Below are 25061 nucleotides of genomic sequence, written 5' to 3'. Positions count from 1 at the left end.
AGTGGAGGCGAAGTACCTCAAGGAGCCATGTCCGGTGTTTCACGCGATAGTGTCCATTAAAAAATGATGGACACTATTTTCCCGGAACCGGAGGGCGCTGCACAGACGGTCTGAATAAGACGCTTACTGAAATACAGCATGCGAAGGCGGTAATGGCGGGGGCGGCGATTGAGAGTCTGCAAAAAATGGAAGCCAGGCTCGAAAAAGAAACCGATGAAAACATCGATCCAGAGCTGTTAAAAGAGGTAAGCCTGCGCGTGACCGGGAATCTGCGCCGTCGTGCTGAGGGCAAAAATGACCTTGAACATGCCCTGTTTGCCGAAAATCTGGAGCGCCGTTTCCGTCTGACCGCGCTCCGTGCCGAGCGTGCGGAGGTCTATCACCTGCGTGCCACCAAGGCGATTTCGAACGAGACCATGCAAAAATTGCTGCACGATCTGGATCTGCTGGAAGCGCTGTTAATCGAGAAAGAGGCGTAACTCGCCGCCGCTTTCGGGCCCAGCCTGCTTCGCCGTGCGGCGGTGAGCAGGCGGGGGCATCAGACAGACAGGCGGGGTGCATTATCGGGCCAGTGGGCCCGGCAACAGGCGATCCACGCCTGCGCACTGCGCGACAGATAACTTCCTTCCCGCCAAATCAGCCCCAGATGCCACTGAAGTTCAGACGCCAGCGGCAGCCACAGTAACGACTGCTTATCTAAACGCTGACAAATGGGTTCCGGCAGAATGGCCAGGCCCATCTCTGCCTGAACCATGGCGGCCAGAAAATCCCACTGCCCGCTTCGGACGGCAATCGTGGGCGTTATTCCCTGACGCTGAAACGCCTGCATCAACTGCCGGTTCAGTGAAAATTCTTCGTTAAAGATAAGCAGCGGATGCGCCGCCAGCTCAGAGAGTGAAAGCCGGGTGCGACGTAGCCAGGGCGCCTTACGCGGCAGCAACACACAGAGCGGATGGCGCATAAGGGATAAGGTGGCGAGGGGCAGTTCGGGATCGACCGGGAGCGCCGTCAGGGCGATATCCAGTGTTCCGGCCAGCACGGCTTCCTGCACCGTCAGCCCGCCAAATTCAGCAATGTTGAGTTCCACGCCCGGATAGCGGCGGCGAAACGCGGAGACGGAACCGGCAATCTGCATGCCCACCATTGGGGGAATACCGAGGCGCAACTGGCCGGTTTTCAGATCGTTAATATCGCCTATCTCTGCCTCAAGCTGATGAAACTCTTGCAGAATCGCCAGACCGCGTTGGTAGACCGCCTGACCGCTGTCCGTCAGATGCAGGCGGCGACCATCACGCAGAAGTAAGGCACAGCCCAGTTCCTCTTCTAACTGGCGCACCATTTTGCTGATTGTCGGCTGCGTCACGAACAACGCCTGTGCAGCCCGGGTAAAGCTTTGTTGGCGGACGACCTCGGTAAAGTAACGCAGGGCGCGAACGTCCATAACTATTCCCTTTTGGCATGATTTGAATAATTTTAATTCATTTCTTTCACCCCATGCAGCAAATCTATACTGGACGCATTCATTCCAGAGGGGAAAGACAAATGGCACTGGCCTTGGGTCGCCTGAACGTCTGCCACATAAACCGGCTGAGCGTGCCGGTACAACTGGCGCTCTACATCTCGCTGTTTATCGCCAGCGAACAGTTGGTGAACTGGCTGCACTTGCCGCTGCCAGCCAACGTTGTAGGCATGCTCCTGCTGCTGTTGCTTATCGCGCTGCGTATTTTACCCCTGCGCTGGGTAAAGGCCGGGGCAAGCTGGTTGCTGGCAGAGATGCTACTGTTTTTTATCCCGGCGGTGGTTGCGGTCATCAACTACGCGGACCTCCTGCAGGTGGACGGCTGGCGAATTTTTCTGGTGATTGCGGTCAGTACCACGCTGGTGCTGGCGGCAACGGCGCTGGTTGTGGACCGGCTTTATCGGTTTGAAGTGGCGCGCGCGGCGCGTAAGAAGAACAACGATGCCTGATTTGCCGATCAGCCTCCTGTGCGCGGCCGCCACGTTAGTGATCTACTACGTGAATAAACGGCTGTATCGACGCTGGCCAACGCTGCTGCTGATGCCGTTGATCATGACGCCCATGATTCTGGTGCTGCTGTTGCTGGTCACCCATATCAGCTGGCAAAACTACATTGCCGAAAGTCACTGGTTGCTGTGGCTGTTGGGGCCCGCCACGATGGCCTTTGCAGTGCCCGTGTACGAAAACATGGACGTGATAAAACGCCACTGGTTATCGCTCAGCGCCGGTGTGCTGACCGCCACCATGGTATCGGTGTGCAGCTCGGTGTGGCTGGCGCGTTTGCTGAGTTTGCCCGAAAGCCTGCAACGCAGCCTGGCGGTGCGCTCCATTACCACGCCTTTTGCCCTGGCGGCCGCCAAACCCATGGGCGCACAGCCCGATCTGGTGGCGCTGTTTGTGGTCATTACTGGCGTATTTGGCATGGCGGTCGGCGACGTCCTGTTTTTACGCATTGCTATCCAGCAAAGCGTGGCGAAAGGGGCTGGATTTGGGGCCGCCTCCCACGGTGCGGGCACCGCGCGGGCTTACCAGCTGGGCCAACAGGAAGGCGTCGTGTCTAGCCTGGTGATGATGTTATCCGGCGTGGTTACGGTGATTCTGGCACCGTTAATCGGGCACATTATGTGGGCACAGTAAGGCGGCAGACGGCACAGCGGTGCCCGCCGTCACTGGCCACCTGACGGACATGATTGTCATGAATGACATCACTTTTTACGTAAAGCTTTCCAAATAAAGTTGTCACCTCGTTTCAGACTGCTACCCTTGAGGCGGAATTATTGGACCCCTCATGGAGTAGAATCATGTTTAAACAACTTGTCACAGGAAGCGCGCTGAGCGTTATGTTGCTGAGCGGCGCTGCGCAGGCTATCGAAGGCAGCGTGGATGTGGGCGAGCACAGTACGAATCTCAATCTCGGACTGGGCACCACGTCACCGGGCCTGTTCCTGAATGGCAACTGGTTACGTAGCGATCATGACGGAAGCACCTACGGTGCAGGACTGGGTTACAACGTTGATGTTGGCGATCTGCGCCTGGCGCCAACCGCAAAGGCGATTTTTACTCATCCTGAAGACGGGAAAGACGGATTTGCGGTGGCGCTGGGCGGCAGCGCGCAGTACAACATCAACAGCATGTGGGGCTTATTCGGTCAGTACTATTACGCACCAGAAGGCCTGACTGACCACCTGGACAGCTATCAGGAGGCAAGCGGTGGTGTGAGCTTCACGCCTGTTTCTCTGCTTAACCTGCGCGTCGGTTATCAGTATATCGAGCTGAATAACAAAGGTGGCCGTAAAGATAACGTACTGGTCGACGGTCCGTACGTCGGCGCGTCACTGCGTTTCTGACAGCGGTCTGAGAAAAAGGGCAGCGACCTGGCGGTGGCTGCCCTTTTTTTATTGCAGGTTCTACAGATTAGTGTGCTTTACCCTGCTCAATACCTGAACCCGTCTGGGAACGAATAAACTGTGCCCGGAAACGGGAGCGTTCTTCTGCGCCCTGCGGCGAATGGTCGGTAATGGAAAACAGCCAGGTGCCAATAAAGGCGATGGCAATGGAGAACAGCGCCGGATATTCATAAGGGTAAATGGGGGAAGCATGTCCCAGCACCTGTACCCAGACCGTGGGTCCCAGGATCATCAGCACCACTGCCGTGATCAGCCCCAGCCAGCCGCCCACCATCGCACCTCGTGTGGTGAGCTTTGACCAGTACATGGACAGCAGGATAATCGGGAAGTTACAGCTGGCCGCGATCGAGAAGGCCAGTCCCACCATAAACGCGATGTTCTGCTTCTCAAACAGAATGCCCAGCGCGATGGCTACTGCGCCCAGCACCAGCACCGTAATTTTCGATACCCGCAGTTCGTCGCGCTCGCTGGCCTGGCCTTTACGGTAAACGCTGGCGTACAAATCATGCGACACCGCCGACGCGCCAGCCAGGGTCAGGCCCGCCACCACCGCCAGAATCGTGGCGAAAGCGACGGCGGAAATAAAGCCCAGGAAGGTACTGCCGCCCACGGCGTTAGCCAGATGCACTGCCGCCATATTGGTGCCGCCAATCAGCGCACCCGAAGCATCTTTAAAGGCCGGGTTAGCTCCGACCAGTAAAATGGCACCGAATCCGATGATAAAGGTCAGGAAATAGAAGTAACCCATAAAGCCGGTGGCCCAGAAAACGCTTTTACGCGCCTCTTTCGCATCGGCGACGGTAAAGAAACGCATCAGGATATGCGGTAAGCCCGCCGTTCCAAACATCAGCCCCAGCCCCAGCGACAGGGCAGAGATCGGGTCTTTAACCAGCCCGCCAGGCTGCATAATGGCGGCCCCTTTCGGATGCACTGCCATCGCCTCAGTGAACAACGTATTAAAGCTGAAGCCGGTACTTTTCATCACCATAATCGCCATAAATGAGGCACCGAACAGCAGCAGAACGGCTTTGATGATCTGGACCCAGGTCGTCGCCAGCATCCCGCCAAACAGCACGTACAGCACCATCAAAATGCCCACCAGAATGACGGCGATATGATAGTTCAGACCAAACAGTAACTGAATCAGCTTACCGGCACCGACCATCTGCGCAATCAGGTAAAGCGCAACCACCACCAGTGTGCCGCAGGCAGACAGGGTGCGAATGGGCTTTTGTTTGAGGCGGTAAGAGGCAACATCGGCAAAGGTATACCGGCCCAGATTACGCAGACGTTCGGCAATCAGGAACAGGATCATCGGCCAGCCGACCAGAAAACCGAGCGAATAGATTAAGCCGTCATAACCCGAGGTATAAACCAGCGCAGAAATCCCCAGAAAGGAGGCGGCAGACATAAAGTCACCGGCCATCGCCAGCCCATTCTGGAAGCCGGTAATATTGCCGCCCGCCGTATAATAATCGCTACGCGAGCGGGTTCGCTTTGACGCCCAGTAAGTAATACTCAGCGTCGCACCGACAAAAATGACAAACATCACAATGGCCTGATAATTAACGGCCTGCTTCTGCACCGCCCCGGTAATCGCATCGGCGGCCAGGGCGGAAAAGGGCAGGAGGGCGGCCAGCATCCACAGCATAAGACGCATCATGGTTTTACCTCGCGGAGGATAGCCTTTGTCAGGCGATCAAACTCGCCATTGGCGCGCCAGACATACACGCCGGTCAGTAAAAAGGAGATAACGATCAGGCCCACGCCAATCGGAATACCGCGCGTCACGTTGGTACCGGCATGCAGCGGCGTACCTAACCAGCCGGGAGCAAACGCAATCAGCAGAATAAAGCCGACATAGAGCACCAGCATGATTAGCGACAGCAGCAGGGCAAAGGACTGGCGCTTATGGACCAACTCCTGAAAGCGCGGATTTTTTTCAATTTGTTGGTAGATTCTTTCCTGTTCGGGCAGGGCATCGTTCATCACATTATCTCCAGAAGCTTGCAGGCGTGGACCTCACGCAACGGCGTGAATGCGTTATATTTTTTTGTGACTACAGAAACACACTACGTAGGGAAGCGGTGGAGGAAAGCCTGATGCTTTCCGCCGGCGTGGTATTACGGCAGGGTGATGGATTGTTTCTCTTCAAGCAGTTTCTCAACGACGCCAGGATCGGCCAGCGTGGAGGTATCGCCTAAATTACTGGTATCGCCTGCGGCAATCTTGCGCAGAATACGGCGCATGATTTTGCCGGAACGGGTTTTTGGCAGCGAATCCGTCCAGTGCAGTACATCAGGCGTGGCAATCGGGCCAATCTCTTTACGCACCCAGTTACGGACCTCGGTATAAAGCTCCGGTGAGGGCTCTTCCCCGTGATTCAGGGTGATATAGGCATAAATAGCCTGGCCCTTAATGCTGTGCGGAATACCTACCACGGCCGCTTCGGCAATTTTCGGATGCGACACCAGCGCGGATTCGATCTCGGCGGTGCCCAGGCGGTGCCCAGACACGTTCAGTACGTCATCCACACGGCCAGTGATCCAGTAGTAGCCGTCCTCATCACGTCGCGCGCCATCGCCGCTGAAATAGGCATTTTTAAAGGTCGAAAAGTAGGTCTGCTCGAAACGTTCATGATCGCCAAACAGCGTACGCGCCTGACCTGGCCAGGAATCCGTGATTACCAGATTACCTTCACAGGCGCCGTCCTGAGGATTGCCTTCGTTATCCACCAGGGCAGGCTGGACGCCGAAGAACGGCGTGGTCGCCGAGCCGGGTTTCAGCACGGTGGCACCCGGCAACGGCGTAATCATGAAACCGCCGGTCTCTGTCTGCCACCAGGTATCGACAATCGGACACCGGCTGTTGCCGATTTTTTTGTGATACCACTCCCAGGCTTCCGGGTTAATGGGCTCGCCCACTGAACCCATGATACGCAGGCTGCTACGGTCGGTGCCCTCAATCGCTTTATCCCCTTCCGCCATCAGCGCGCGGATAGCGGTAGGCGCGGTATACAACAGGGTCACCTTGTGCTTATCAATCACCTGGCCCATGCGGGCTGGCGTCGGCCAGTTTGGCACGCCTTCAAACATCAGCGTTGTGGCCCCACAGGCCAGGGGACCATAGAGCAGATAGCTGTGGCCGGTGACCCAGCCCACGTCCGCCGTACACCAGTAAACATCATCCTGATGATAATCAAAGACAAATTTAAAGGTCGTGGCGGCGTAAACCAGATAGCCCCCCGTGGTATGCAGTACGCCTTTAGGCTTACCGGTTGAACCGGAGGTGTAGAGAATAAACAGTGGATCTTCGGCCTGCATTTCGGCGGCAGAGTGGTTGGTGCTGGCGTTCTGCATCAGCTCATGCCAGTGCCGATCGCGTCCTTCAACCCAGCCGACATCTTTGCCGGTACGTTGAAAGACCACCACGTTTTTCACGCTGTTCACATTGGGATTTTTTAATGCATCATCCACATTTTTCTTCAGTGGAATCGTGCGGCCCGCGCGTACGCCTTCGTCGGCTGTCACAATCAATGATGCGCTGGAGTCGATCACCCGGCCCGCGACGGCTTCCGGTGAGAAGCCACCGAAAATGACGGAGTGCACCGCCCCGATGCGAGCACAGGCCAGCATCGCGACGGCGGCCTCGGGCACCATGGGCATATAAATCGCCACGACGTCGCCTTTTTTAACGCCAAGCAGTTCCAGCACATTGGCAAAGCGGCACACATCAGCATGCAGCTGACGGAAGGTCAGGATTTTGCTTTCACTGGCATCGTCGCCTTCCCAGATAATGGCGGGATGATCGCCCCGGGTAGCCAGATGGCGATCCAGGCAGTTGGCGGCCAGATTGAGCGTGCCGTCTTCATACCAACGAATTGAAATATTGCCGGGCGCAAATGAGGTGTTTTTGACTTTGCTGTAAGGTTTTATCCAGTCGAGGATTTTACCTTGTTCCCCCCAGAAGGTTTCTGGATCGGTAACAGACTGCTGGTACATCGCCTGATACTGTTCGGCCGTAATCAGCGCGGTTGCTGCGATATTTTCTGGAACAGGATAGTTATGATTTTGGCTCATAGCGATTCTCCTTGAAGATGTTAATCATATGTCAATCAATAGTTAAGTGAAGCAGAGCAACAAGATTTGTTTCTTTTTTGCGCCATAGATCACGCGTTAACCTTGTTGACATAAAAACGTCGCAAAAGAATGAAAAACGCGCTAACGCCATGCAAAAGATAGGGATTTAGATTGCAACATATTGTGTCTTGCGCTGTTTAAAAAAGCAGCGAACGAACCGCGTAGCGTTTGCCCACAATCTGAATAGCTATGCGAAAACTTATCGAAAGTTTACTTTTCATAACAGCAGGTTAGGAATAAATAGCCGCATCAGCATTTTATGCTTAAGAGATGGTTAAGTTTTAATCGAAGCCACCAAGGGTTGCATTTACTGCAGCGAAAATGGTACTTATCTCGCCCCTGATAATCAGGTATCAACTCAGACCGCGTCTGAAATGGGTTTAGAAATCATCGCATCGCAATGCGGGACGCTGTCTAAAACACCCTCTACTTTACCGGGCTTTTTGCTCACTTCCCTGTGTGTATTGTCTTCTGCACCTTCGCAGTAGAGAGAAACGGGTTTTGACTGAGGAAATTACGCGTTATGAAAGGTTTTAAAATCAGCCTTGCGTGGCAGATTCTGATAGCACTGGTGCTCGGCATCATCGTGGGTGCCGTATTGCATAATCAGCCAGATGATCGTGAATGGTTAGTCAATAATATTCTCAGCCCGGCGGGCGATATCTTTATTCACCTGATAAAGATGATTGTCGTGCCTATCGTGATTTCATCCCTGATTGTCGGTATAGCCGGTGTTGGTGATGCGAAAAAGCTGGGTCGTATTGGTCTCAAAACCATTGTGTACTTTGAAGTGATTACCACCGTTGCCATTGTGGTCGGGATTACCCTGGCAAATGTGTTTAAGCCCGGCACTGGCATTGATATGTCTACGCTGGCAACGGTGGACATCTCTAAATATGAAGCCACGACGGCGCAGGTACAGGAAGGGACGCACAGTCTGGTTGCGACCATCCTTTCTTTGATCCCGCAGAACATCTTTGCCGCGATGGCGAAGGGTGAAATGCTGCCGATTATTTTCTTCTCGGTCCTGTTTGGTCTGGGGCTGTCGGCCCTGCCCTCCGAACAGCGCGATCCGCTGGTCAACCTGTTCCGCGGCGTGTCTGAAACCATGTTTAAAGTGACGCATATGATCATGCGCTACGCGCCAGTGGGCGTGTTTGCTTTGATCGCCGTGACGATTGCTAACTTTGGTTTTGCCTCGCTGTGGCCACTCGCGAAGCTGGTGTTGCTGGTCTATGTCGCTATCCTGTTCTTTGCGTTTGTGGTGCTGGGGGCGGTAGCACGCTTCTGCAAACTGCGCATTACTACGCTGATGCGCATTTTAAAAGACGAGCTGATCCTGTCCTACTCGACCTCCAGTTCTGAAACCGTGCTGCCACGCATCATGGAGAAGATGGAAGCTTACGGTGCACCAAAAGCCATCACCAGCTTCGTCGTGCCCACCGGCTACTCGTTTAACCTGGATGGTTCAACGTTATACCAAAGTATCGCCGCGATTTTCATCGCGCAACTGTACGGTATCGACCTGTCACTGACTGATGAAATCATCCTGGTGCTGACGCTGATGGTGACCTCTAAAGGGATTGCAGGCGTGCCAGGCGTTTCGTTTGTCGTCCTGCTGGCGACGCTTGGCAGCGTCGGTATTCCGCTGGAAGGACTGGCGTTTATTGCTGGCGTTGACCGCATCATGGATATGGCCCGTACCGCGCTGAATGTCGTGGGTAACGCCCTGGCGGTGCTGGTGATTGCCCGCTGGGAAAACCAGTTCGATGCAGAGCAGGCGAAAGCGTATGAATTGCAGTTACGGACGCAAACCGCGCCTTAATGCGGATTAGCAAATCAAAGGCTCAACGATGGTTGGGCCTTTTTTTTATTCTGTCTGGCTGCACCGCTCACGGCGTCACAAAAAAGCAGCTGGAAAGGATGAATTTTTCATTCGCTGTGTTAAAAATATCCAGAATAAATTATTCCTGTGGAGAACAAGCGTGAAAATTGATCTCAGTCAGATGGTCACGGAAGGGCGCAATCCGGTCAGCCTGAATATTGACGAAATGAGCACGGAAGCGATGCTTCGCGTCATTAATGATGAAGATAAAAAAGTTGCGCTGGCCGTTGAGGCTATTGTGCCGGCTATCGCCCGCGCTGTGGATATTATCTGCGCCGCCTTTCAGGCCGGTGGGCGACTGATATACGTGGGCGCGGGCACCTCCGGCCGCCTGGGGATCCTGGATGCAAGTGAATGCCCACCAACTTTTGGCACACCGCCTGAGCAGGTGACTGGCCTGATTGCCGGGGGCCATCAGGCCATTTTGCAGGCGGTGGAAAACGCTGAAGATAATGTGGCGCAAGGCGCGCAGGATCTGAAAGACATCCACTTCAGCCAGCAGGACGTGCTGGTGGGCATCGCTGCCAGTGGACGCACGCCTTATGTTCTGGGCGCGCTCGATTACGCCCGGCAATGTGGGGCGATGACGGTTGCGCTGACCTGTAATCCGCACAGCAAAATGGCTGACGTCGCCGATATTGCCCTGACGCCCGTGGTCGGGCCTGAAGTGGTGACGGGGTCATCACGCATGAAGGCGGGGACCGCACAGAAGCTGGTCCTGAATATGCTGACGACCGGCGCGATGATTCGTACAGGCAAAGTCTTCGGCAATCTGATGGTGGACGTTGAAGCCACGAACCAGAAGCTGGTACAGCGCCAGGTCAATATTGTGATGCAGGCTACTGATTGTGACGAAGCCTGCGCCAGTGCCGCCCTGGCGGCCTGCGGCGGGCACTGCAAAACCGCCATTCTCATGGTGCTGGCGGAACTGAGTGCTGATGAGGCAAAAACGTTGCTGACCCAACATCAGGGCTTTATTCGTCGGGCGCTACAGGCTGCGGGAGCACGCTGATGGCGGACGTGACCGATGCACTTCTGCACGCTATCGTGCAGGCAGCAGGCGGCGCAGACAATATTGCCGTTTGCGGCCATTGTATGACCCGTTTACGCCTGACGCTGAAGCAGAATCAGGCTGACATCGCCCGGCTGAAAGGTTTGCCTGGCGTGCTGGGTGTCATCAAGGGTGACGATCAACTGCAGATCGTGCTCGGTCCCGGCAAGGCGCAAACGGCGGCGGAACGGATGCATTTGCTGCTTTCACAGGGGGCACCGAATCTGCAACAGGTGGCTGCGCAACAAAAACAGCAGATAAAGGCCAGACAGACCCGCGCAGTGCATCAGTTTCTGGCACGTTTCGCCACCCTTTTCACACCGCTCATCCCCGGCTTTATCGCCGCAGGTTTACTGCTGGGATTCGCCACGCTGATTGAGCAAAGCCTGCACCTCAGCACGCCGGGCGCACATCCTGCAGGCTTACTGCACACCGTGGCCTATATGAAAGTGTTCAGTAAAGGGTTATTCACCTTTCTCAGCATCCTGATTGGCTATAACGCGCAAAAAGCCTTTGGTGGCACCGGCGTAAACGGGGCCATTATCGCCTCGCTGTTTCTTCTGGGCTATGTGCCCGATGCGAAGGTCGGCTATTACAGCGGTATGGACAGCTTTTTTGGTCTGACTATCGATCCGCGTGGCAACATTATCGGTGTGCTGCTGGCCGCGATGTTTGGTGGCTGGCTGGAAAGGCAGTTGCGCAAGGTCATCCCGGATAACCTGGATATGATTCTTACCGCCCTGTTAACCTTATTAATCACGGGCGCGCTGACTTATCTGCTCATCATGCCGCTCGGCGGCGAGCTGTTTGAAGGAATGTCGTGGTTGTTTATCCACCTCAATAACAGTTGCTTCGGGTGCGCCCTGCTGGCTGGGCTGTTTTTGATCGCCGTGATGTTTGGCATTCATCAGGGATTTATTCCGGTCTATTTTGCGCTGATGGAAACCCAGGGATTTAATTCACTGTTCCCTGTTCTGGCTATGGCCGGTGCCGGTCAGGTGGGGGCCGCACTGGCGCTCTGGTGTAAAGCGGAAAAAGGCGCGTTGTTGCGCACCCAGATAAAAGGCGCCATCGTGCCCGGCTTGCTGGGCGTGGGTGAACCGCTGATTTATGGCGTCACGCTACCGCGGCTCAGACCCTTTATCACGGCCTGCGGCGGCGGGGCAGTGGGCGGATTTTTTATCGGTCTGGTGGCCTGGCTGGGGCTGCCGGTCGGCATGAATACGGTATTTGGTCCTTCGGGTCTGGTCACGCTTCCGTTAATGACCTCGCATCAGGGCATTTTTGCTGGCATGGCCGTGTACCTGGGCGGTTTGATCGTGGCCTGGGTCAGTGGCTTTGTACTGACGTGGTGGTTTGGCTTACGGGATGTCGATTTAAGCTGAATCCATAAGGAATGCGCTATTAACCCGTCAAGCGGTACGGTAAGACGTTAGTCTCACTGCGGATGTCACGCGCCGGGCGCGTGTGGGATGGTGCTGCGCGCTAATCAGTTGCGTTAAAGTAAATCGTTAAAATGTAATGGGTTAAAAATTCCCGTGAGTAAACGAAGCCGCTACTGAGTGGCTTTTTTAATGCAATAAATTAACGCGTAGCACTAAAGTGTAAATGCGCCACTGCCGAAAACATAAAAAAAGGTAAAGCTTACCTTTCACGTGCTTTCATCCATGCTTCTGGTGCAAGTCTGACTGGTACTATCAAGGACTCCTATGCGCAACAACCAACCTGTTTCTCAGCGTGAATATGTGTATGACGATCATGTCACACTGATGACAACGACCGATCTCAACAGCTATATCACCTATGCCAATGATGCATTCGTTGAAGCCAGTGGCTTTTCATCTGATGAGGTCAAAGGGCAGCCGCACAATATGGTGCGTCACCCGGATATGCCACCCGAAGCTTTTGCCGATATGTGGGCGACGTTAAAACAGGGCGAACCCTGGACAGCGCTGGTGAAAAACCGCCGCAAAAACGGGGATCACTACTGGGTGCGGGCGAACGCGATTCCGGTGGTGCGTAATGGTCAGGTGCAGGGTTATATGTCGGTGCGGACGAAGCCATCCGCACAAGACGTGAAAGCCAGTGAAGCACTCTACCGTGATTTTCGTGAAGGTCGCGCGCAAGGCCGCCGTTTTCACAAAGGATTAATTGTCCGCAGCGGCTGGCGCCGCCTCGGCTCGATCTTAAAAACGCTGCCACTGCGCTGGCGCATCCGAACGGCGCTGCTGGCTTTACTGCCGCTGTCCGTCGCAGGCGTCTGGGCGCTGGGAATGGCACCGCTGGCGTTGAGCGGATTTGCGGGCGGCATGGCCGTTCTGTTGCTGCTTGCCAGCCTGTGGCTGGAGCAGCAAATTTCCCGTCCTGTTGAGCGCATGTGCAAACAGGCACTGCGCGTGGCCACCGGGGCCAGTCACCAGGTGGAGCAGATGGACCGCATTGACGAGGTGGGGCTGACGTTGCGCGCCATTGGACAGCTAGGGCTGATGTTCCGCTGGCTGGTGGACGATGTGAGTGGCCAGGCGATTAACGTGCTGAGCGCCAGTGACGCCATCGCCCGCAGTAACAATGAACTGAGCCGCCGGACCGAACAGGCCGCAGCGAACGTGCAGCAAACGGCCGCGACCATGAACGAAATGACCTCCACCGTGAAGAGTAATACGCAAACGGCCCAGGAGGTGAATTCGCTCTCCGTCAATACCAGCGATGCGGCAAGCAAAGGTGGCGAGGTGATGAAAGAGATGATGAGTATGATGGCGGATATCGCCGACAGCTCAGAACGTATTGCCAGCATCACCAGCGTAATCGACAGCATCGCGTTCCAGACCAATATTCTGGCGCTGAACGCCGCCGTTGAGGCGGCACGCGCGGGTGAGCAGGGTAAAGGCTTCGCCGTTGTGGCTGGCGAAGTACGCAGCCTTGCACAGCGCAGCGCAAAAGCCGCCAGCGAGATTAAAGCGCTGGTGGAAACCAGCGCCAGCCGGGTCAGTTCAGGCAACGAGCACGCCGGTGCTGCGGGACATACCATGCAGGATATTGTGCAGCAGGTGCAGAACGTCACTTCGCTCGTTGCCTAAATCAGCGCGGCCACGGCGGAACAGGCGACCGCGCTCAGTGAAGTCAGCACGGCGGTAGAAGATCTGGACGATATTACCCATCAAAACGCCGCCCGCGTTCAGGAAAGCGCAGAAGCGTCGGGCCGTATGACCCATCAGGCTAACCGTCTGGTGGAAGCGATCAGCGTGTTCCGCTAAGTTTTGACCGGCCTGCCACCGGATGGTGTTGTGCCATTCGGCGTGATCACGCTCTTCGCGCGCGCAGGGTGCGAACCGTGATCATGCCGTCTGGTACGGCATGATCGCTAAGAGGCTTTCCCGTCCTAATCGTCTCTTCTGCTGCCCAATTGCGTACCCTCAGCCAACATCCCACCACGGCCTCACTTGTCTCACAGCACCTACAGCCGATCACGGCGTAACGCCTGTCTTTGCCGTCTTGTGACATAACAGCATAGCGCTGGGCGAAAGTCGTCAGGCGCACAGGTAGTCATTAATACTGCCTGCTATGCAAGGTGTAGTCATTTAACCTTTCGTGTTTAAACAGCGCTAAACGTGCTTTTCATTTTCAGTTTTATTGAATGATATGAGCAAAACCCTCTGCTTTTTCTTGTGCGATATTCGTCCTATTATGCTTTCACACAAGGCATGTAGCCTTATCTAAACGAAAAAGACCGAGGAATTGATCATGAAAACTATCAAAACTTTTGCTGCTTTAATCGCCCTGACTATTCTGCCTGCTGCGGCTTTTGCACAAACTGTGACGGCGACCGGCTCAACACTGGACAGCGCAGAAGCGAAAATTGCTGCTCAGGCGCAGGATGCTGGTGCTTCCTATAAGATCACCGAAGCGAACACCAACAACGGTGTGCACATGACGGCTGAGCTGTATAAATAAGCCTTGAACGTCTGTGCTGACAGGACGCCTGACGGCGTCCTGGCTCCGTTTTTAGCGCAACAGAACCTGTCACTTTACCGCCTCTACTCCGCTTTCCGGCATCATTCTGCCCCATCGGGCCTGTCTCTTTGACCAACAGATCGTTCGCTTAACCGTTCAGCCTTTGCCAGAAAAGCCCCTTGTATGCGCGCCATCATCCCTCGATGCTGCGCGTACCGGCGATAACCCGGGCGCGGATGTCGTCCTGAACGGACAACACCGCGGCATCATGCGCAATGAATGGCAGGAGAAGGAAAAGGAAAGTGGGGGAGACAATGCGGAATCGACCGCTGGTCGCCTGCGGCAACTACCCCAGGCGACCAGAAAGGTTATGACACCTCTTCAGAAGCGTCGTGCATCATTTCATGGTGCGGCACATCGTCCAGAATCTGTTCAAAACTGCGCAGACGTTTATAGATCGACATTAACTCGACCAGGGTGGACCACGAGGTAATGAGGTACTGGAACGATCCCCGAACCTGGTCAAACACGTTGGTGATCTGGTTCAGCAGGCCCAGCGTAATGGCACCGGCCACAATAGACGGGAACAACAGGAACAGCCCGAACACGTTATCCACCTGCAGATAAAGGATGCGGCTGATATTGAAGTAAAGATAGTGAAAATAGAGACGGAAATAGTTAATCCGCACATTGTGGAACAGCACTTTTACGGTCGGCGGCGTGGCGCGATCGGCATGATCTTCGCCGTAAACCAGCTCTTTACGATAAGCCGCTTCGACGCGCTGGTTACGGAACTCCAGGCCGGGAAGCTTAATGCCCACCAGCGCCAGCAGCGCCGTACCAAAGAGTGACCACAACACCGCCGCGATCACCAGCGCATAGGGGATGCTGCCCAGAATCGGGATACTTTTTACATGATGTGAAAGCGCCACCAGAACGGGTAAAAACGCCACCAGGGTCATAATGGCCTGAATGAAACTCACGCCCCAGCCTTCCAGCGTGGTAGCAAAGCGCATGGTATCTTCCTGCACACGCTGTGCCGCGCCTTCAACGTGGCGCAGGCGCTGCCAGTGATGCATATAGTAATTATTCATCGCAGTGCGCCAGCGGAATACCCAGTGACTGATGAAAAAAGCATTCATCACGCCAATGACCACCGCAATCAACGCGATACCCAGGAAGGCGATGACCTGAGCATAAAATTCGGCAATCTGTACCGAACCGGCTTTCGTCAGTGCTTTTTGAATTAAATCGTAGAACGGGCCATACCAGGCATTGACGGCCACGCCAACCTGGACGCCAAACCAGGTCACAAAAATAATCAGCGCGGAGCCCCAGACCGACCAGCGCTGCCAGGGATGGTTATCAATGATGCGCCACGCAAGAGCGAACAGGGCAACCATCAGCCAGTAATAGCCATAGAACCATAACTCACCCGGCGCAATAAAGCGCATCACCGTCGTGGGCAGGGGCTGCCTGATGGCGGCCTGAAACGCAGGCCAGAAATGGGCCGGTAAATCGCTGGCAAAGCCAAACCAGGCAAAAATCGCCAGTAAACTCCAGATGGCCGCCGAACTGAAAAACGGCCCAGGTCGTGGAAAGAAAGACTTAAACATAGGTACTCCGCTGTTGTGTAATCGCTTTTATAACGTCTTAACGGCCATCTGTCTGTAGCCTGTTGTTTCTGAACATGACATTGACAACTTATATGTTAATGAAATTGTGCTTTTTTGTTTCCTTAAACTGAGTATTTGTCGGTAATGGTGTTACACTTAGCGCCACTGTTACCGGTAACAGCTTGTTGTACCCGAAATCCGCAAATAAAAACCACTACAACGCGCATTCACTTCTCTTTTTCGTACCGCAGTTGATGCGGTGATGAGGCAATGTCATGTCAGACCAGAAAAAGGGTCATTCACGCAGGGATTTTTTGCTGAAGACCATCACCCTGGCGCCCGCAGTGGCGGTAGGCAGCAGCGCATTGGGTGCCTTTTCTGCACCCGCTCAGGCACAGGCCGCAACGCCTGCCGAAAGCCAGGTCGCCCGAGACTATCAACCCAGTTGGTTTACTGCCGAGGAATTTGTGTTTATCAACGCTGCCGTGGCGCGGCTGATCCCCGCCGATGAACGCGGTCCGGGCGCGCTGGAAGCGGGCGTGCCGGAGTTTATCGATCGCCAGATGAATACGCCTTATGCCACCGGGGCCAACTGGTATATGCAGGGCCCCTTTAACCCGGATCTCCCCAAAGAAATGGGCTATCAGCTGCCGCTGGTACTGCAGCAGATTTACCGTCTCGGCCTGGCCGACGCCGACCAGTATAGCCGGCAGCAGTACGGTAAGGTCTTTGCCCAACTGAACGCTGAACAGCAGGATGCGGCGCTTCAGGCGATGGAGAGCGGCAAGGCCCATTTCAGCCAGCTCCCCGCCAGCGTGTTTTTCTCTTATCTCCTGCAAAACACCCGTGAAGGCTTCTTTAGCGATCCGATCCACGGTGGCAATCAGGGCATGGTGGGCTGGAAGCTCATCAACTTCCCTGGCGCCCGCGCCGATTTTATGGACTGGGTAGAGCGCGGTGAACGGTATCCGTTCCCGTCAGTGTCGATTCGTGGAGAGAGAAGCTGAGCATGGCAAATGAATTAAAGAAAGTGGATGCCGTGATTGTCGGCTTTGGCTGGGCAGGGGCCATTATGGCCAAAGAGCTGACCGAGGCCGGTCTGAATGTGCTGGCACTGGAACGCGGTCCGCATCGTGATACCTATCCCGATGGATCCTATCCACAGTCGATTGATGAACTGACCTATAACATCCGGAAAAAGCTGTTCCAGGATCTGTCCAAAAGCACCGTCACTATCCGTCATGATGCGTCACAGACTGCCGTGCCGTATCGCCAGTTAGCGGCTTTCCTGCCGGGCACCGGCACCGGTGGTGCAGGACTGCACTGGTCAGGTGTACATTTTCGGGTCGATCCGGTTGAGCTAAAACTTCGCAGCCACTATGAGGCGCGCTACGGTAAAAAGTTTATTCCTGAAGGGATGACCATTCAGGATTTCGGCGTGGACTACCAGGAGCTGGAGCCATTTTTTGATAAAGCAGAAAAAGTGTTTGGCACCTCCGGTAGTGCCTGGAGTATTCAGGGTAAGGTTGTCGGCAAAGACAAAGGCGGTAACCCGTTTGCGCCCGATCGCTCTGACAACTTTCCGTTGCCCGCGCAAAAGCGCACCTGGTCAGCACAGCTGTTTGCCCAGGCCGCCGAGTCAGTAGGCTATCATCCTTACGATCTGCCCTCGGCGAATACCTCAGGTCCTTATACTAACACCTATGGCGCGCAGATGGGACCGTGCAACTTCTGCGGCTACTGCAGCGGTTACGCCTGCTATATGTATTCCAAGGCCTCACCTAATGTGAATATCCTGCCTGCGCTGCGTCAGGAGCCAAAGTTTGAGCTGCGCAATAATGCTTATGTGCTGCGCGTCAACCTCACGGACGATAAGAAACGCGCTACCGGCGTCACCTATGTAGACGCGCAGGGGCGTGAACATGTGCAACCGGCAGATCTGGTCATCCTGTCAGCCTTCCAGTTCCACAATGTCCACTTAATGCTGCTGTCCGGCATTGGCCAGCCTTACAACCCGATCACTAACGAAGGCACGGTCGGACGCAACTTTGCCTACCAGAATCTGTCGACGCTGAAAGCGCTGTTCGACAAAAACACCACCACCAACCCGTTTATTGGGGCAGGCGGTGCCGGTGTCGGCGTGGATGATTTCAACGCCGATAACTTTGACCACGGGCCGCACGGTTTTGTCGGTGGATCGCCATTCTGGGTCAATCAGGCGGGCACCAAACCCATCTCGGGTCTGCCCACCCCGCCGGGAACACCTAACTGGGGTAGCCAGTGGAAGGCCGCCGTTGCCGATACGTACACGCATCACCTTTCTATGGATGCCCATGGTGCGCACCAGTCTTACCGCGTGAACTATCTGGATCTGGACCCGAATTATAAAGACGCCTACGGTCAGCCACTGCTGCGTATGACGTTTGACTGGCAGGAAAATGACATCAAGATGGCGCAGTTTATGGTGGGGAAAATGCATAAAATCGCCGAAGCCATGAACCCGAAAATGATCATTGGCGGGGCTAAAAAACCCGGCACACATTTCGACACCACCGTCTACCAGACCACCCACATCAGCGGCGGGGCGATTATGGGTGAGGATCCTAAAACCAGCGCGGTTAACCGCTATCTGCAAAGCTGGGATGTGCCTAACGTCTTTGTGCCTGGCGCATCGGCGTTTCCTCAGGGACTCGGCTATAACCCCACCGGTATGGTGGCGGCATTGACTTACTGGTCAGCGAAAGCGATTCGCGAGCAGTATCTGAAAAACCCAGGCCCTCTGGTGCAGGCATAAGGATGATGGCGATGAAAAACGGCATTTTAGCCCTGATTCTGGGCGGTATTTCCTTTGTTGCCCTGGCCGATGAGAGCACTAGCGATCTGATAAAACGCGGCGAGTATCTGGCCCGCGCGGGCGACTGTGTCGCCTGCCACAGCAGTGAAGGCGGCAAGCCCTTCGCAGGTGGCTTGCCGATGGCCACGCCGATTGGCACGATCTACTCAACGAACATCACGCCGGATAAATCGACCGGGATTGGTGATTACAGCTACGATGACTTTCAGAAAGCCGTGCGGCACGGTATTGCGAAAAATGGCGATACGCTCTATCCCGCCATGCCTTATCCCTCTTATGCGGTGGTCAGCGATGAGGACATGAAGGCGCTGTATGCCTACTTCATGCATGGCGTCGCCCCTGTCAGTCAGGCCAACAAAGCGAGCGATATCCCCTGGCCTCTGTCGATGCGCTGGCCGCTGGCGATCTGGCGCAACCTGTTCGCACCGGATGTAAAAGCGTTCCAGCCTGCCGCGCAGGAGGATCCGACGCTGGCGCGAGGCCGTTATCTGGTAGAAGGGCTGGGTCACTGCGGTGCCTGCCATACGCCGCGTAGCGTGACCATGCAGGAGAAAGCGTTAACCAACGCCGACAGTAACGATTATCTGGCGGGCAGCAGTGCGCCGATTGATGGCTGGACCGCCAGCAACCTGCGCGGGGACAACCGTGACGGCCTGGGCCGCTGGAGTGAGCATGACCTGCGCCAGTTCCTGCGCTATGGCCGTAACGATCACACCTCAGCCTTTGGCGGCATGGTGGATGTGGTTGATCACAGCCTGCAGCACCTGACGGATGACGACATCACGGCGATTGCCCGTTACCTGAAGTCGCTGGGTGCGAAAGATCCGCATCAGGTGGCTTTTAGCGTGGATGACGCGACCGCGAAGGCCTTATGGAAAGGCGATGACAGCCAGACAGGCGCTGTGGCCTATATCGACAGCTGTGCGGCCTGCCATAAAACGGACGGCAGCGGTTATACACGCTTTTATCCCGCGCTGCGCGGCAACCCGGTGGTGATGGCGGACGATCCGACCTCGCTGATTCACATTGTGCTGGTCGGAGGCGAGCTGCGTGGGGTGAAGGGCGCGCCGTCAACGATTACCATGCCTGCCTTTGGCTGGCGTCTGAACGATCAACAGGTCGCGGACGTGGTGAACTTCATCCGTCACAGCTGGGGCAATAACGTACCGGGAACGGTCACCGCGAAGCAGGTGGCTGACCTGCGCAAGGATGTGAAAGATCGTCAGGGCAGTTCAGATATCAAGGTGTTAGAAGGCAAGTAACACGTACGTTGCAGCCTTCCCCCACCGGGGAAGGCTGCACGATCAAATATTTTCCAGCGTCATACCGCGCGTCTTAGGACCAAAAACGCCCACCGACAGCATCACCATCAGCATGCTCAATACAATAAAGGCGATGACGCCATGCGTACCGGTGTGCTGCAAAATCACGCCGATCAGAAGACTGCTAAAGGCGGTCGATAACCGACTAAAGGAGTAGCAAAAACCTACTGCTCGGGCGCGGATAGCGGTCGGGAAAATCTCGGTCTGGTAAGCATGATAACTGCAGGTCAGCCAGGCATTAGAGAAGGTGATCAAAAATCCGCATATCACCAGCAACACCGGGTTCGTCTGCAGGGCAAACAGCGTACCAAACACCACTGTCATCAGCGAAGAAAGGACGATTTGCCATTTATTCTCAAGCTGGCTGGTAAAGCTGCCACAAATCAACGAGCCGATGGGATAGGCCAGCGTGATAAAAAAGGCATACAGCAGGCTATGGGTAATGGACGTACCCTGCCCGGACAGCAGCGCAGGCAGCCAGTTACCAAAGCCGTAGAAGCCAATCGCCTGGAAGAAGTTCATTATCACCAGCATCAGGGTGCGGTTACGGTAGCGCGGAGCCCAGATGTCGCGGAAGCGGCTTTTCGTGTCAGAGGCTGCCGCAGGCTGTGAGTGCGTCAGGTGTTGGCCGGGCACGATGCCGCAGCGTTTTTCCATGGCCGACATCACGGCATGGGCGTCTTCATGCCGTCCCTGCTGGGCCAGCCAGCGGGCGGATTCCGGCAGGTTTTTACGCACCAGCCAGATAATCAGCGAGCAGACAGCGCCCGCGATGACCACCCAACGCCAGCCCTCCAGGCCCAGAATATGTTGCGGCATCAGCCACCATGACATGAGCGCCACTGTTGGCACCGATAAAAACTGAATAAAAAAGGAGAAGGCAAACGCCCGGTTACGCAGATGCGTGGGCACCCATTCGCTCAGGTAGGTGTCGATGGTTACCAGCTCCACGCCCAACCCAATACCGACCAAAAAGCGACACAGAATCACCATCTCTGCGCTGTGCTGAAACGCCATCAGTAACGAGAAAAATCCGTACCAGGCTAACGCACAGATAAAGGTCAGCCGACGGCCAAACCGATCGGCAAAAGGCGTAAGCAAACTGGCCCCCATAAATAAGCCCAGAAAGGTCGCCGACGCAAATGCGGCCTGATCGGTAATGCCCAGAATACCGGCGCTGCCCGCATGGAAAATGCCGGCGGCCAGTAACCCTGTGCTGATATAGCCGGTTTCAAACAGATCGTAGAGTTCAAAAAAGCCGCCTAACGCCAGTAGCGAGATGAATCGCCACAAACCGCCTGAAGAGGGCAGCGCGTCAATGCGCCCGGCTAAGCTGGTATGGGCAGTCGACGAGGCAGACGTCGGTGCCATCCCTGAAGTCAAGGCTGGTGTCATTTAGAGTAAACCTCATGTAAGGATGATGGCCATTCTCACTACAGGCAATAATCGCTTTGAAACAGGTGCCCGTTCGCGAGCAGGAAGCAGCAGAATAATCAATTCTCTGATTCTTGCCGATAGGAATAGTGGTGAATTTTTAACAGGGCAGAGTCCAGTTATGGCTGGATCGGATGGGCGGTCAGCGTTCAGACGCGGTGCAGAGAGAAATAAGGTCAAGTCAGATGCGATTAGGCGTCAGCCAGACGGAACGCCGACACGAAATGTGTCAGGTACTGCGCCTGCTCCTCCAGCGACGCGGACGCGGCGGCCGATTCCTGCACCAGTGCGGCGTTTTGCTGGGTCACGCGGCTTTGTTGAATAATAGGTAATCATTCTGTTTTGTCTGCACTGTTTTGGTAGAAAACGCTGATGCCAGACAGAACACCGTCATACGCAAGCATGTAACGCATTGATTTTATGTTATCTGAAACAACCGTTTTCATAGTACCACAGCATAAAATCCATTTATTCAACAAAGCCGGGTCACGCTGTCCATTTCGGTCACCGCCTTTTCAATCTGGCTGATACCATGATGCTGCTCATTGGAGGCCGTCGAAATGTGATCCATCAGAACGTTGACCCGGCCGACCGAGGCAATAATTGCATTCATCGCTTCACCGGTCTGGCTGACCTGATCGGAGCCGACCCGGATTGTCGCCACAGATTCTGCAATCAGTCCTTCAATTTCTTTTGCCGCCACCGCACTGCGCTGGGCGAGATTGCGTACTTCGCCCGCTACCACGGCAAATCCGCGACCTTGCTCACCGGCTCGCGCGGCTTCAACGGCCGCGTTCAACGCCAGAATATTGGTCTGGAACGCTATGCCGTTAATGACGTTGGTGATGTCTTCGATTTTTTTCGAACTCTCGTTAATTTTTGACATGGAAACGATGACCTGCTGGGACACGTGTTCGCCGCTCTCCGCATTCTTCACGGCTTCGCTGGCCAGACGGCAGGCTTCAAAGACATTGTCTGTATTCTGTTTCACGGTCGCGCCCAGCTGCTCCATACTGGCGGCCGTTTCGGTCAGGGCTGCGGCCTGCTGTTCCGTGCGCGAGGCTAGGTCAACGTTGCCGCTGGCAATTTCCTGCGAGGCGAAAGAGACCGCCTGGGTTGCCTGGCGGACGCGGGTAATAATGCCGGTCAGCGCGGTACGCATGCTTTCCATAGAGGTCATTAACTGCTGAATCTCGCTCTTTGAACCGGTGTTGACCGGCACCGGTTTGTCCAGAATTCCTGCGGCAATCTGGCTGCAGTGGGCTTTGGCGTGATCAAGCGGCGATAAAATATAGCGTCTGACAAAGACCAGTATGGCCACGATAATGGCAAGAAACAGCACACCAAATACGACTAACAACAGGATCCCAGAGGAAAAGTTGCTCTGGGCATCCGTATTGAGCTTCTTCGCAAAGGCTTCATGTTGTGCCAGCACCTTGTCCAGGACAATTTCATACTGGCGATCCAGGCGCACGACGTTTGCGATCTGGTTTGGCTTTGTTGAATAAATGGATTTTATGCTGTGGTACTATGAAAACGGTTGTTTCAGATAACATAAAATCAATGCGTTACATGCTTGCGTATGACGGTGTTCTGTCTGGCATCAGCGTTTTCTACCAAAACAGTGCAGACAAAACAGAATGATTACCTATTATTCAACAAAGCCTGTCTGAAGGAGAAGACTTTGCAGAGTACGCATAATCGTCTTTTCAGCATTATAAACAGGTATTATTATACTGAATAAATATTTATCATTCATTTCAAAACCACGTAACCAGCCCTAATGCCTGCCGCCCTTAAAAAGGCGAAAAAGATAATGAAAATAAAAGCCTTTCCTTTTCCTGATAACCGAAAAGAAAATAAGCATCTAATTATTTATTAACCCACTCTAAGATTATAAAAGCGCGAAATTAAACTGACCGTAAACGGGCATTATTCGGATCATGAAGATACGCTTTCATTTTTATTAAGCGATAATTAAAAAAAACGAACAGGCAGGGTACATCCTCCCGCCACATGGCAGGATATTAACGTTACTCACGCGCAGATAAAAAACGCGTTATATTAAAGATACCGTTCAAGACGTTTTATTTAAACGTCTTACAATGCATATCTTTAAGAAATATCTGCATCACCGCCCAGAAAAGAGCGAGCGATTAATGAGAAACCATAGTTTTCCGGGTTGAATGAATATTTTGTGAATCTTCATCATCGGCTGCCCACGGAAAAAATAGTTTAACAGCGTAAAGGCCATAAACTCAGTAATCACCACACTTATGGCGCCGCCAGTAATGCCGAAGGCTGGCACCAGTGTCACCGTCGTGATCAGACATACCGCCAGCACACAGAACGTTTTTTTGATCAGGTAGCGATAGCCATTGTATTTAATAATGAAGCGATCCATGACGCTGCTTAGTACACCAAACATGGCGCCGATGCTTAATAACACCATCGGAGCAATCGCTTCGGTGTAAGCTGCGCCGTAGAAATGCCGGATAAACCAGGGGCCGATCAGGGCAATACCGCCGATAACGGCCCCCGACACGGCAATGACCATTAGCTGTAACTTCTGCGCGCGGACAATCGCCACATCAGGATCACGTTCGGCAAACAACGCGGGATAAAACGAGGCAAGTAAAGCGTTGGGTAAAAAGACCCAGGCCACCGACAGCGTCATCGCGACAGAAAAGATGCCCGCCTCTTTTAACCCTAAGAACCATGAAACGCTGAGCTGGTTAAGCCGGGTATAAATCGTAATCGCAATCACCGACAGCACCAGGGATCGTCCGGCCTGCAAAATATAACCGCTGTAACGTCGGATATGAGTGAGTCGGGGAAGCGGCGGCTTCTCATGCGTACGTCGTTGGTGCCAGCTAAACACACAGAGTTTGATCAGGAAAGGAATGAAGGTAGCCAGCACAATGGGAATGGCCAGCAATTCCGGTTTGAGCTGGAACCAGGAAATCCCATAACGGATAGCCAGACTGATCAGGAGACCGGTAAGGTTAGCCATCACGTTCAGCTTCGCATTCAACACCGCTTCATTGTAGATATTAACCAGATCGATAGCCGAGAACAGACAAGCCAGTGCCGCCGCGCAGATAAAGACAAACGCTTGCGAGTTCATCTCTTCCCGCATCACCACAATGCCAATGGTAGAGAGCACACAGTAAAGGCTAAACACCAAAAGTAAGCGTCGCATTCAGACCGTATTGACGTTCAGGCAGAGGGAAGCTCGACCTTCCATGGCAGCAGATCGCGGACCCGGTTCACCGGCCAGTCCTGTATATGACCGATGACGTAACGCAACCACGTCTCGGGGTCAACGCCGTTAAGCCGGCAGGTGACGATCAGAGAGTAGAGGATCGCCGCACGTTCTCCGC

The 25061-nt window shown here is 54.5% G+C and carries 19 protein-coding genes and 4 pseudogenes; 12 read left to right on the top strand and 11 right to left on the bottom strand.

What is annotated here, in order from left to right; translation table 11 throughout:
• Positions 1 to 128: 128 nt before the first annotated feature.
• Positions 129 to 479: pseudogene (locus F7Q90_RS19555) on the top strand (Na+/H+ antiporter); the annotation flags it as partial.
• 59 nt (positions 480 to 538) lie between these two features.
• Here F7Q90_RS19555 and F7Q90_RS19550 read toward each other — a convergent pair.
• Positions 539 to 1441, bottom strand: a complete 903-nt coding sequence (locus F7Q90_RS19550; RefSeq protein WP_006121580.1) for a LysR family transcriptional regulator — start codon at positions 1439 to 1441, stop codon at positions 539 to 541.
• A gap of 101 nt (positions 1442 to 1542) precedes the next feature.
• Here F7Q90_RS19550 and F7Q90_RS19545 point away from each other — a divergent pair, with 101 nt between their 5' ends.
• The 3 genes from F7Q90_RS19545 (at position 1543) to F7Q90_RS19535 (ending at position 3366) form a co-directional block, all read left to right on the top strand.
• Entirely contained in the window at positions 1543 to 1968 is a 426-nt protein-coding gene (locus tag F7Q90_RS19545) for a CidA/LrgA family protein (protein WP_006121581.1), read from the top strand.
• Complete coding sequence (locus F7Q90_RS19540; protein ID WP_006121582.1) at positions 1961 to 2656, top strand: LrgB family protein; 696 nt, start codon at positions 1961 to 1963, stop codon at positions 2654 to 2656. The genes F7Q90_RS19545 and F7Q90_RS19540 overlap by 8 nt, the downstream gene beginning before the upstream one ends.
• 164 nt (positions 2657 to 2820) lie before the next feature.
• A complete protein-coding gene (locus tag F7Q90_RS19535) occupies positions 2821 to 3366 on the top strand; it encodes a YfaZ family outer membrane protein (protein WP_006121584.1) in 546 nt (181 codons plus the stop codon).
• A gap of 67 nt (positions 3367 to 3433) precedes the next feature.
• Here the strand turns inward: F7Q90_RS19535 and F7Q90_RS19530 are convergent, their stop codons facing one another.
• The 3 genes from F7Q90_RS19530 to acs all read right to left on the bottom strand — a co-directional run bounded on the left by F7Q90_RS19530 (position 3434) and on the right by acs (position 7505).
• Positions 3434 to 5089, bottom strand: a complete 1656-nt coding sequence (locus tag F7Q90_RS19530) for a cation acetate symporter (RefSeq protein ID WP_006121585.1) — start codon at positions 5087 to 5089, stop codon at positions 3434 to 3436.
• On the bottom strand, positions 5086 to 5415 hold the full coding sequence (locus tag F7Q90_RS19525) for a DUF485 domain-containing protein (RefSeq protein WP_006121586.1): 330 nt from the start codon (positions 5413 to 5415) through the stop codon (positions 5086 to 5088). The genes F7Q90_RS19530 and F7Q90_RS19525 overlap by 4 nt, the downstream gene beginning before the upstream one ends.
• A gap of 134 nt (positions 5416 to 5549) precedes the next feature.
• Positions 5550 to 7505: an acetate--CoA ligase gene (acs, locus tag F7Q90_RS19520; RefSeq protein WP_006121587.1), complete on the bottom strand. Its 1956-nt coding sequence runs from the start codon at positions 7503 to 7505 to the stop codon at positions 5550 to 5552.
• Between the two features lie 583 nt (positions 7506 to 8088).
• Between acs and gltP the strand changes: the two genes are divergently transcribed.
• The 5 genes and pseudogenes from gltP to F7Q90_RS19495 all read left to right on the top strand — a co-directional run bounded on the left by gltP (position 8089) and on the right by F7Q90_RS19495 (position 14452).
• Positions 8089 to 9390: a glutamate/aspartate:proton symporter GltP gene (gene gltP, locus F7Q90_RS19515; protein WP_006121589.1), complete on the top strand. Its 1302-nt coding sequence runs from the start codon at positions 8089 to 8091 to the stop codon at positions 9388 to 9390.
• A gap of 160 nt (positions 9391 to 9550) precedes the next feature.
• Entirely contained in the window at positions 9551 to 10462 is a 912-nt protein-coding gene (gene murQ, locus F7Q90_RS19510; RefSeq protein WP_044242956.1) for an N-acetylmuramic acid 6-phosphate etherase, read from the top strand.
• A complete protein-coding gene (murP, locus tag F7Q90_RS19505; protein WP_006121591.1) occupies positions 10462 to 11886 on the top strand; it encodes a PTS N-acetylmuramic acid transporter subunit IIBC in 1425 nt (474 codons plus the stop codon). The genes murQ and murP overlap by 1 nt, the downstream gene beginning before the upstream one ends.
• A gap of 324 nt (positions 11887 to 12210) precedes the next feature.
• Positions 12211 to 13755, top strand: a pseudogene (locus tag F7Q90_RS19500) (methyl-accepting chemotaxis protein).
• 487 nt (positions 13756 to 14242) lie between these two features.
• Positions 14243 to 14452 (top strand): YdgH/BhsA/McbA family protein, encoded by a 210-nt coding sequence (locus tag F7Q90_RS19495; RefSeq protein ID WP_006121592.1) that lies wholly within the window; start codon positions 14243 to 14245, stop codon positions 14450 to 14452.
• A gap of 368 nt (positions 14453 to 14820) precedes the next feature.
• Here F7Q90_RS19495 and sbmA read toward each other — a convergent pair whose 3' ends face one another.
• Positions 14821 to 16068, bottom strand: coding sequence for a peptide antibiotic transporter SbmA (gene sbmA / locus F7Q90_RS19490; protein ID WP_006121594.1), 1248 nt, complete (start codon positions 16066 to 16068; stop codon positions 14821 to 14823).
• A 275-nt stretch (positions 16069 to 16343) separates the two neighbouring features.
• Here sbmA and F7Q90_RS19485 point away from each other — a divergent pair, with 275 nt between their 5' ends.
• Genes F7Q90_RS19485 through F7Q90_RS19475 form a run of 3 tightly spaced genes read left to right on the top strand, consistent with a single transcriptional unit; the run spans position 16344 to position 20184 of the window.
• Positions 16344 to 17075 (top strand): gluconate 2-dehydrogenase subunit 3 family protein, encoded by a 732-nt coding sequence (locus F7Q90_RS19485; protein ID WP_006121595.1) that lies wholly within the window; start codon positions 16344 to 16346, stop codon positions 17073 to 17075.
• 2 nt (positions 17076 to 17077) lie between these two features.
• A complete protein-coding gene (locus F7Q90_RS19480) occupies positions 17078 to 18862 on the top strand; it encodes a GMC family oxidoreductase (RefSeq protein WP_006121596.1) in 1785 nt (594 codons plus the stop codon).
• 11 nt (positions 18863 to 18873) lie between these two features.
• A complete protein-coding gene (locus F7Q90_RS19475; protein WP_006121597.1) occupies positions 18874 to 20184 on the top strand; it encodes a c-type cytochrome in 1311 nt (436 codons plus the stop codon).
• A gap of 42 nt (positions 20185 to 20226) precedes the next feature.
• On the opposite strand, the gene F7Q90_RS19470 is transcribed toward F7Q90_RS19475, so the two are convergent.
• From F7Q90_RS19470 to F7Q90_RS19450, 6 genes and pseudogenes are all read right to left on the bottom strand, one after another.
• On the bottom strand, positions 20227 to 21639 hold the full coding sequence (locus tag F7Q90_RS19470; RefSeq protein WP_006121598.1) for an MFS transporter: 1413 nt from the start codon (positions 21637 to 21639) through the stop codon (positions 20227 to 20229).
• 230 nt (positions 21640 to 21869) lie between these two features.
• Positions 21870 to 21989, bottom strand: a pseudogene (locus F7Q90_RS19465) (hypothetical protein); the annotation flags it as partial.
• A gap of 170 nt (positions 21990 to 22159) precedes the next feature.
• Positions 22160 to 23170, bottom strand: a pseudogene (locus F7Q90_RS19460) (methyl-accepting chemotaxis protein); the annotation flags it as partial.
• A 159-nt stretch (positions 23171 to 23329) separates the two neighbouring features.
• Complete coding sequence (locus tag F7Q90_RS27725; RefSeq protein WP_335671942.1) at positions 23330 to 23437, bottom strand: glycosyltransferase; 108 nt, start codon at positions 23435 to 23437, stop codon at positions 23330 to 23332.
• Between the two features lie 372 nt (positions 23438 to 23809).
• Complete coding sequence (locus F7Q90_RS19455) at positions 23810 to 24880, bottom strand: MATE family efflux transporter (RefSeq protein ID WP_237166102.1); 1071 nt, start codon at positions 24878 to 24880, stop codon at positions 23810 to 23812.
• Between the two features lie 17 nt (positions 24881 to 24897).
• The coding region (locus tag F7Q90_RS19450) for a transposase domain-containing protein (protein ID WP_151161046.1) at positions 24898 to 25061 on the bottom strand (164 nt) is incomplete at its 5' end.

The organism is Pantoea stewartii subsp. stewartii, assembly GCF_008801695.1.
In the GTDB taxonomy this organism is placed as follows: domain Bacteria; phylum Pseudomonadota; class Gammaproteobacteria; order Enterobacterales; family Enterobacteriaceae; genus Pantoea; species Pantoea stewartii.
The sequence above is the reverse complement of the archived record's forward strand: the minus strand, read 5'-3'. Positions and strand labels throughout refer to the sequence as shown.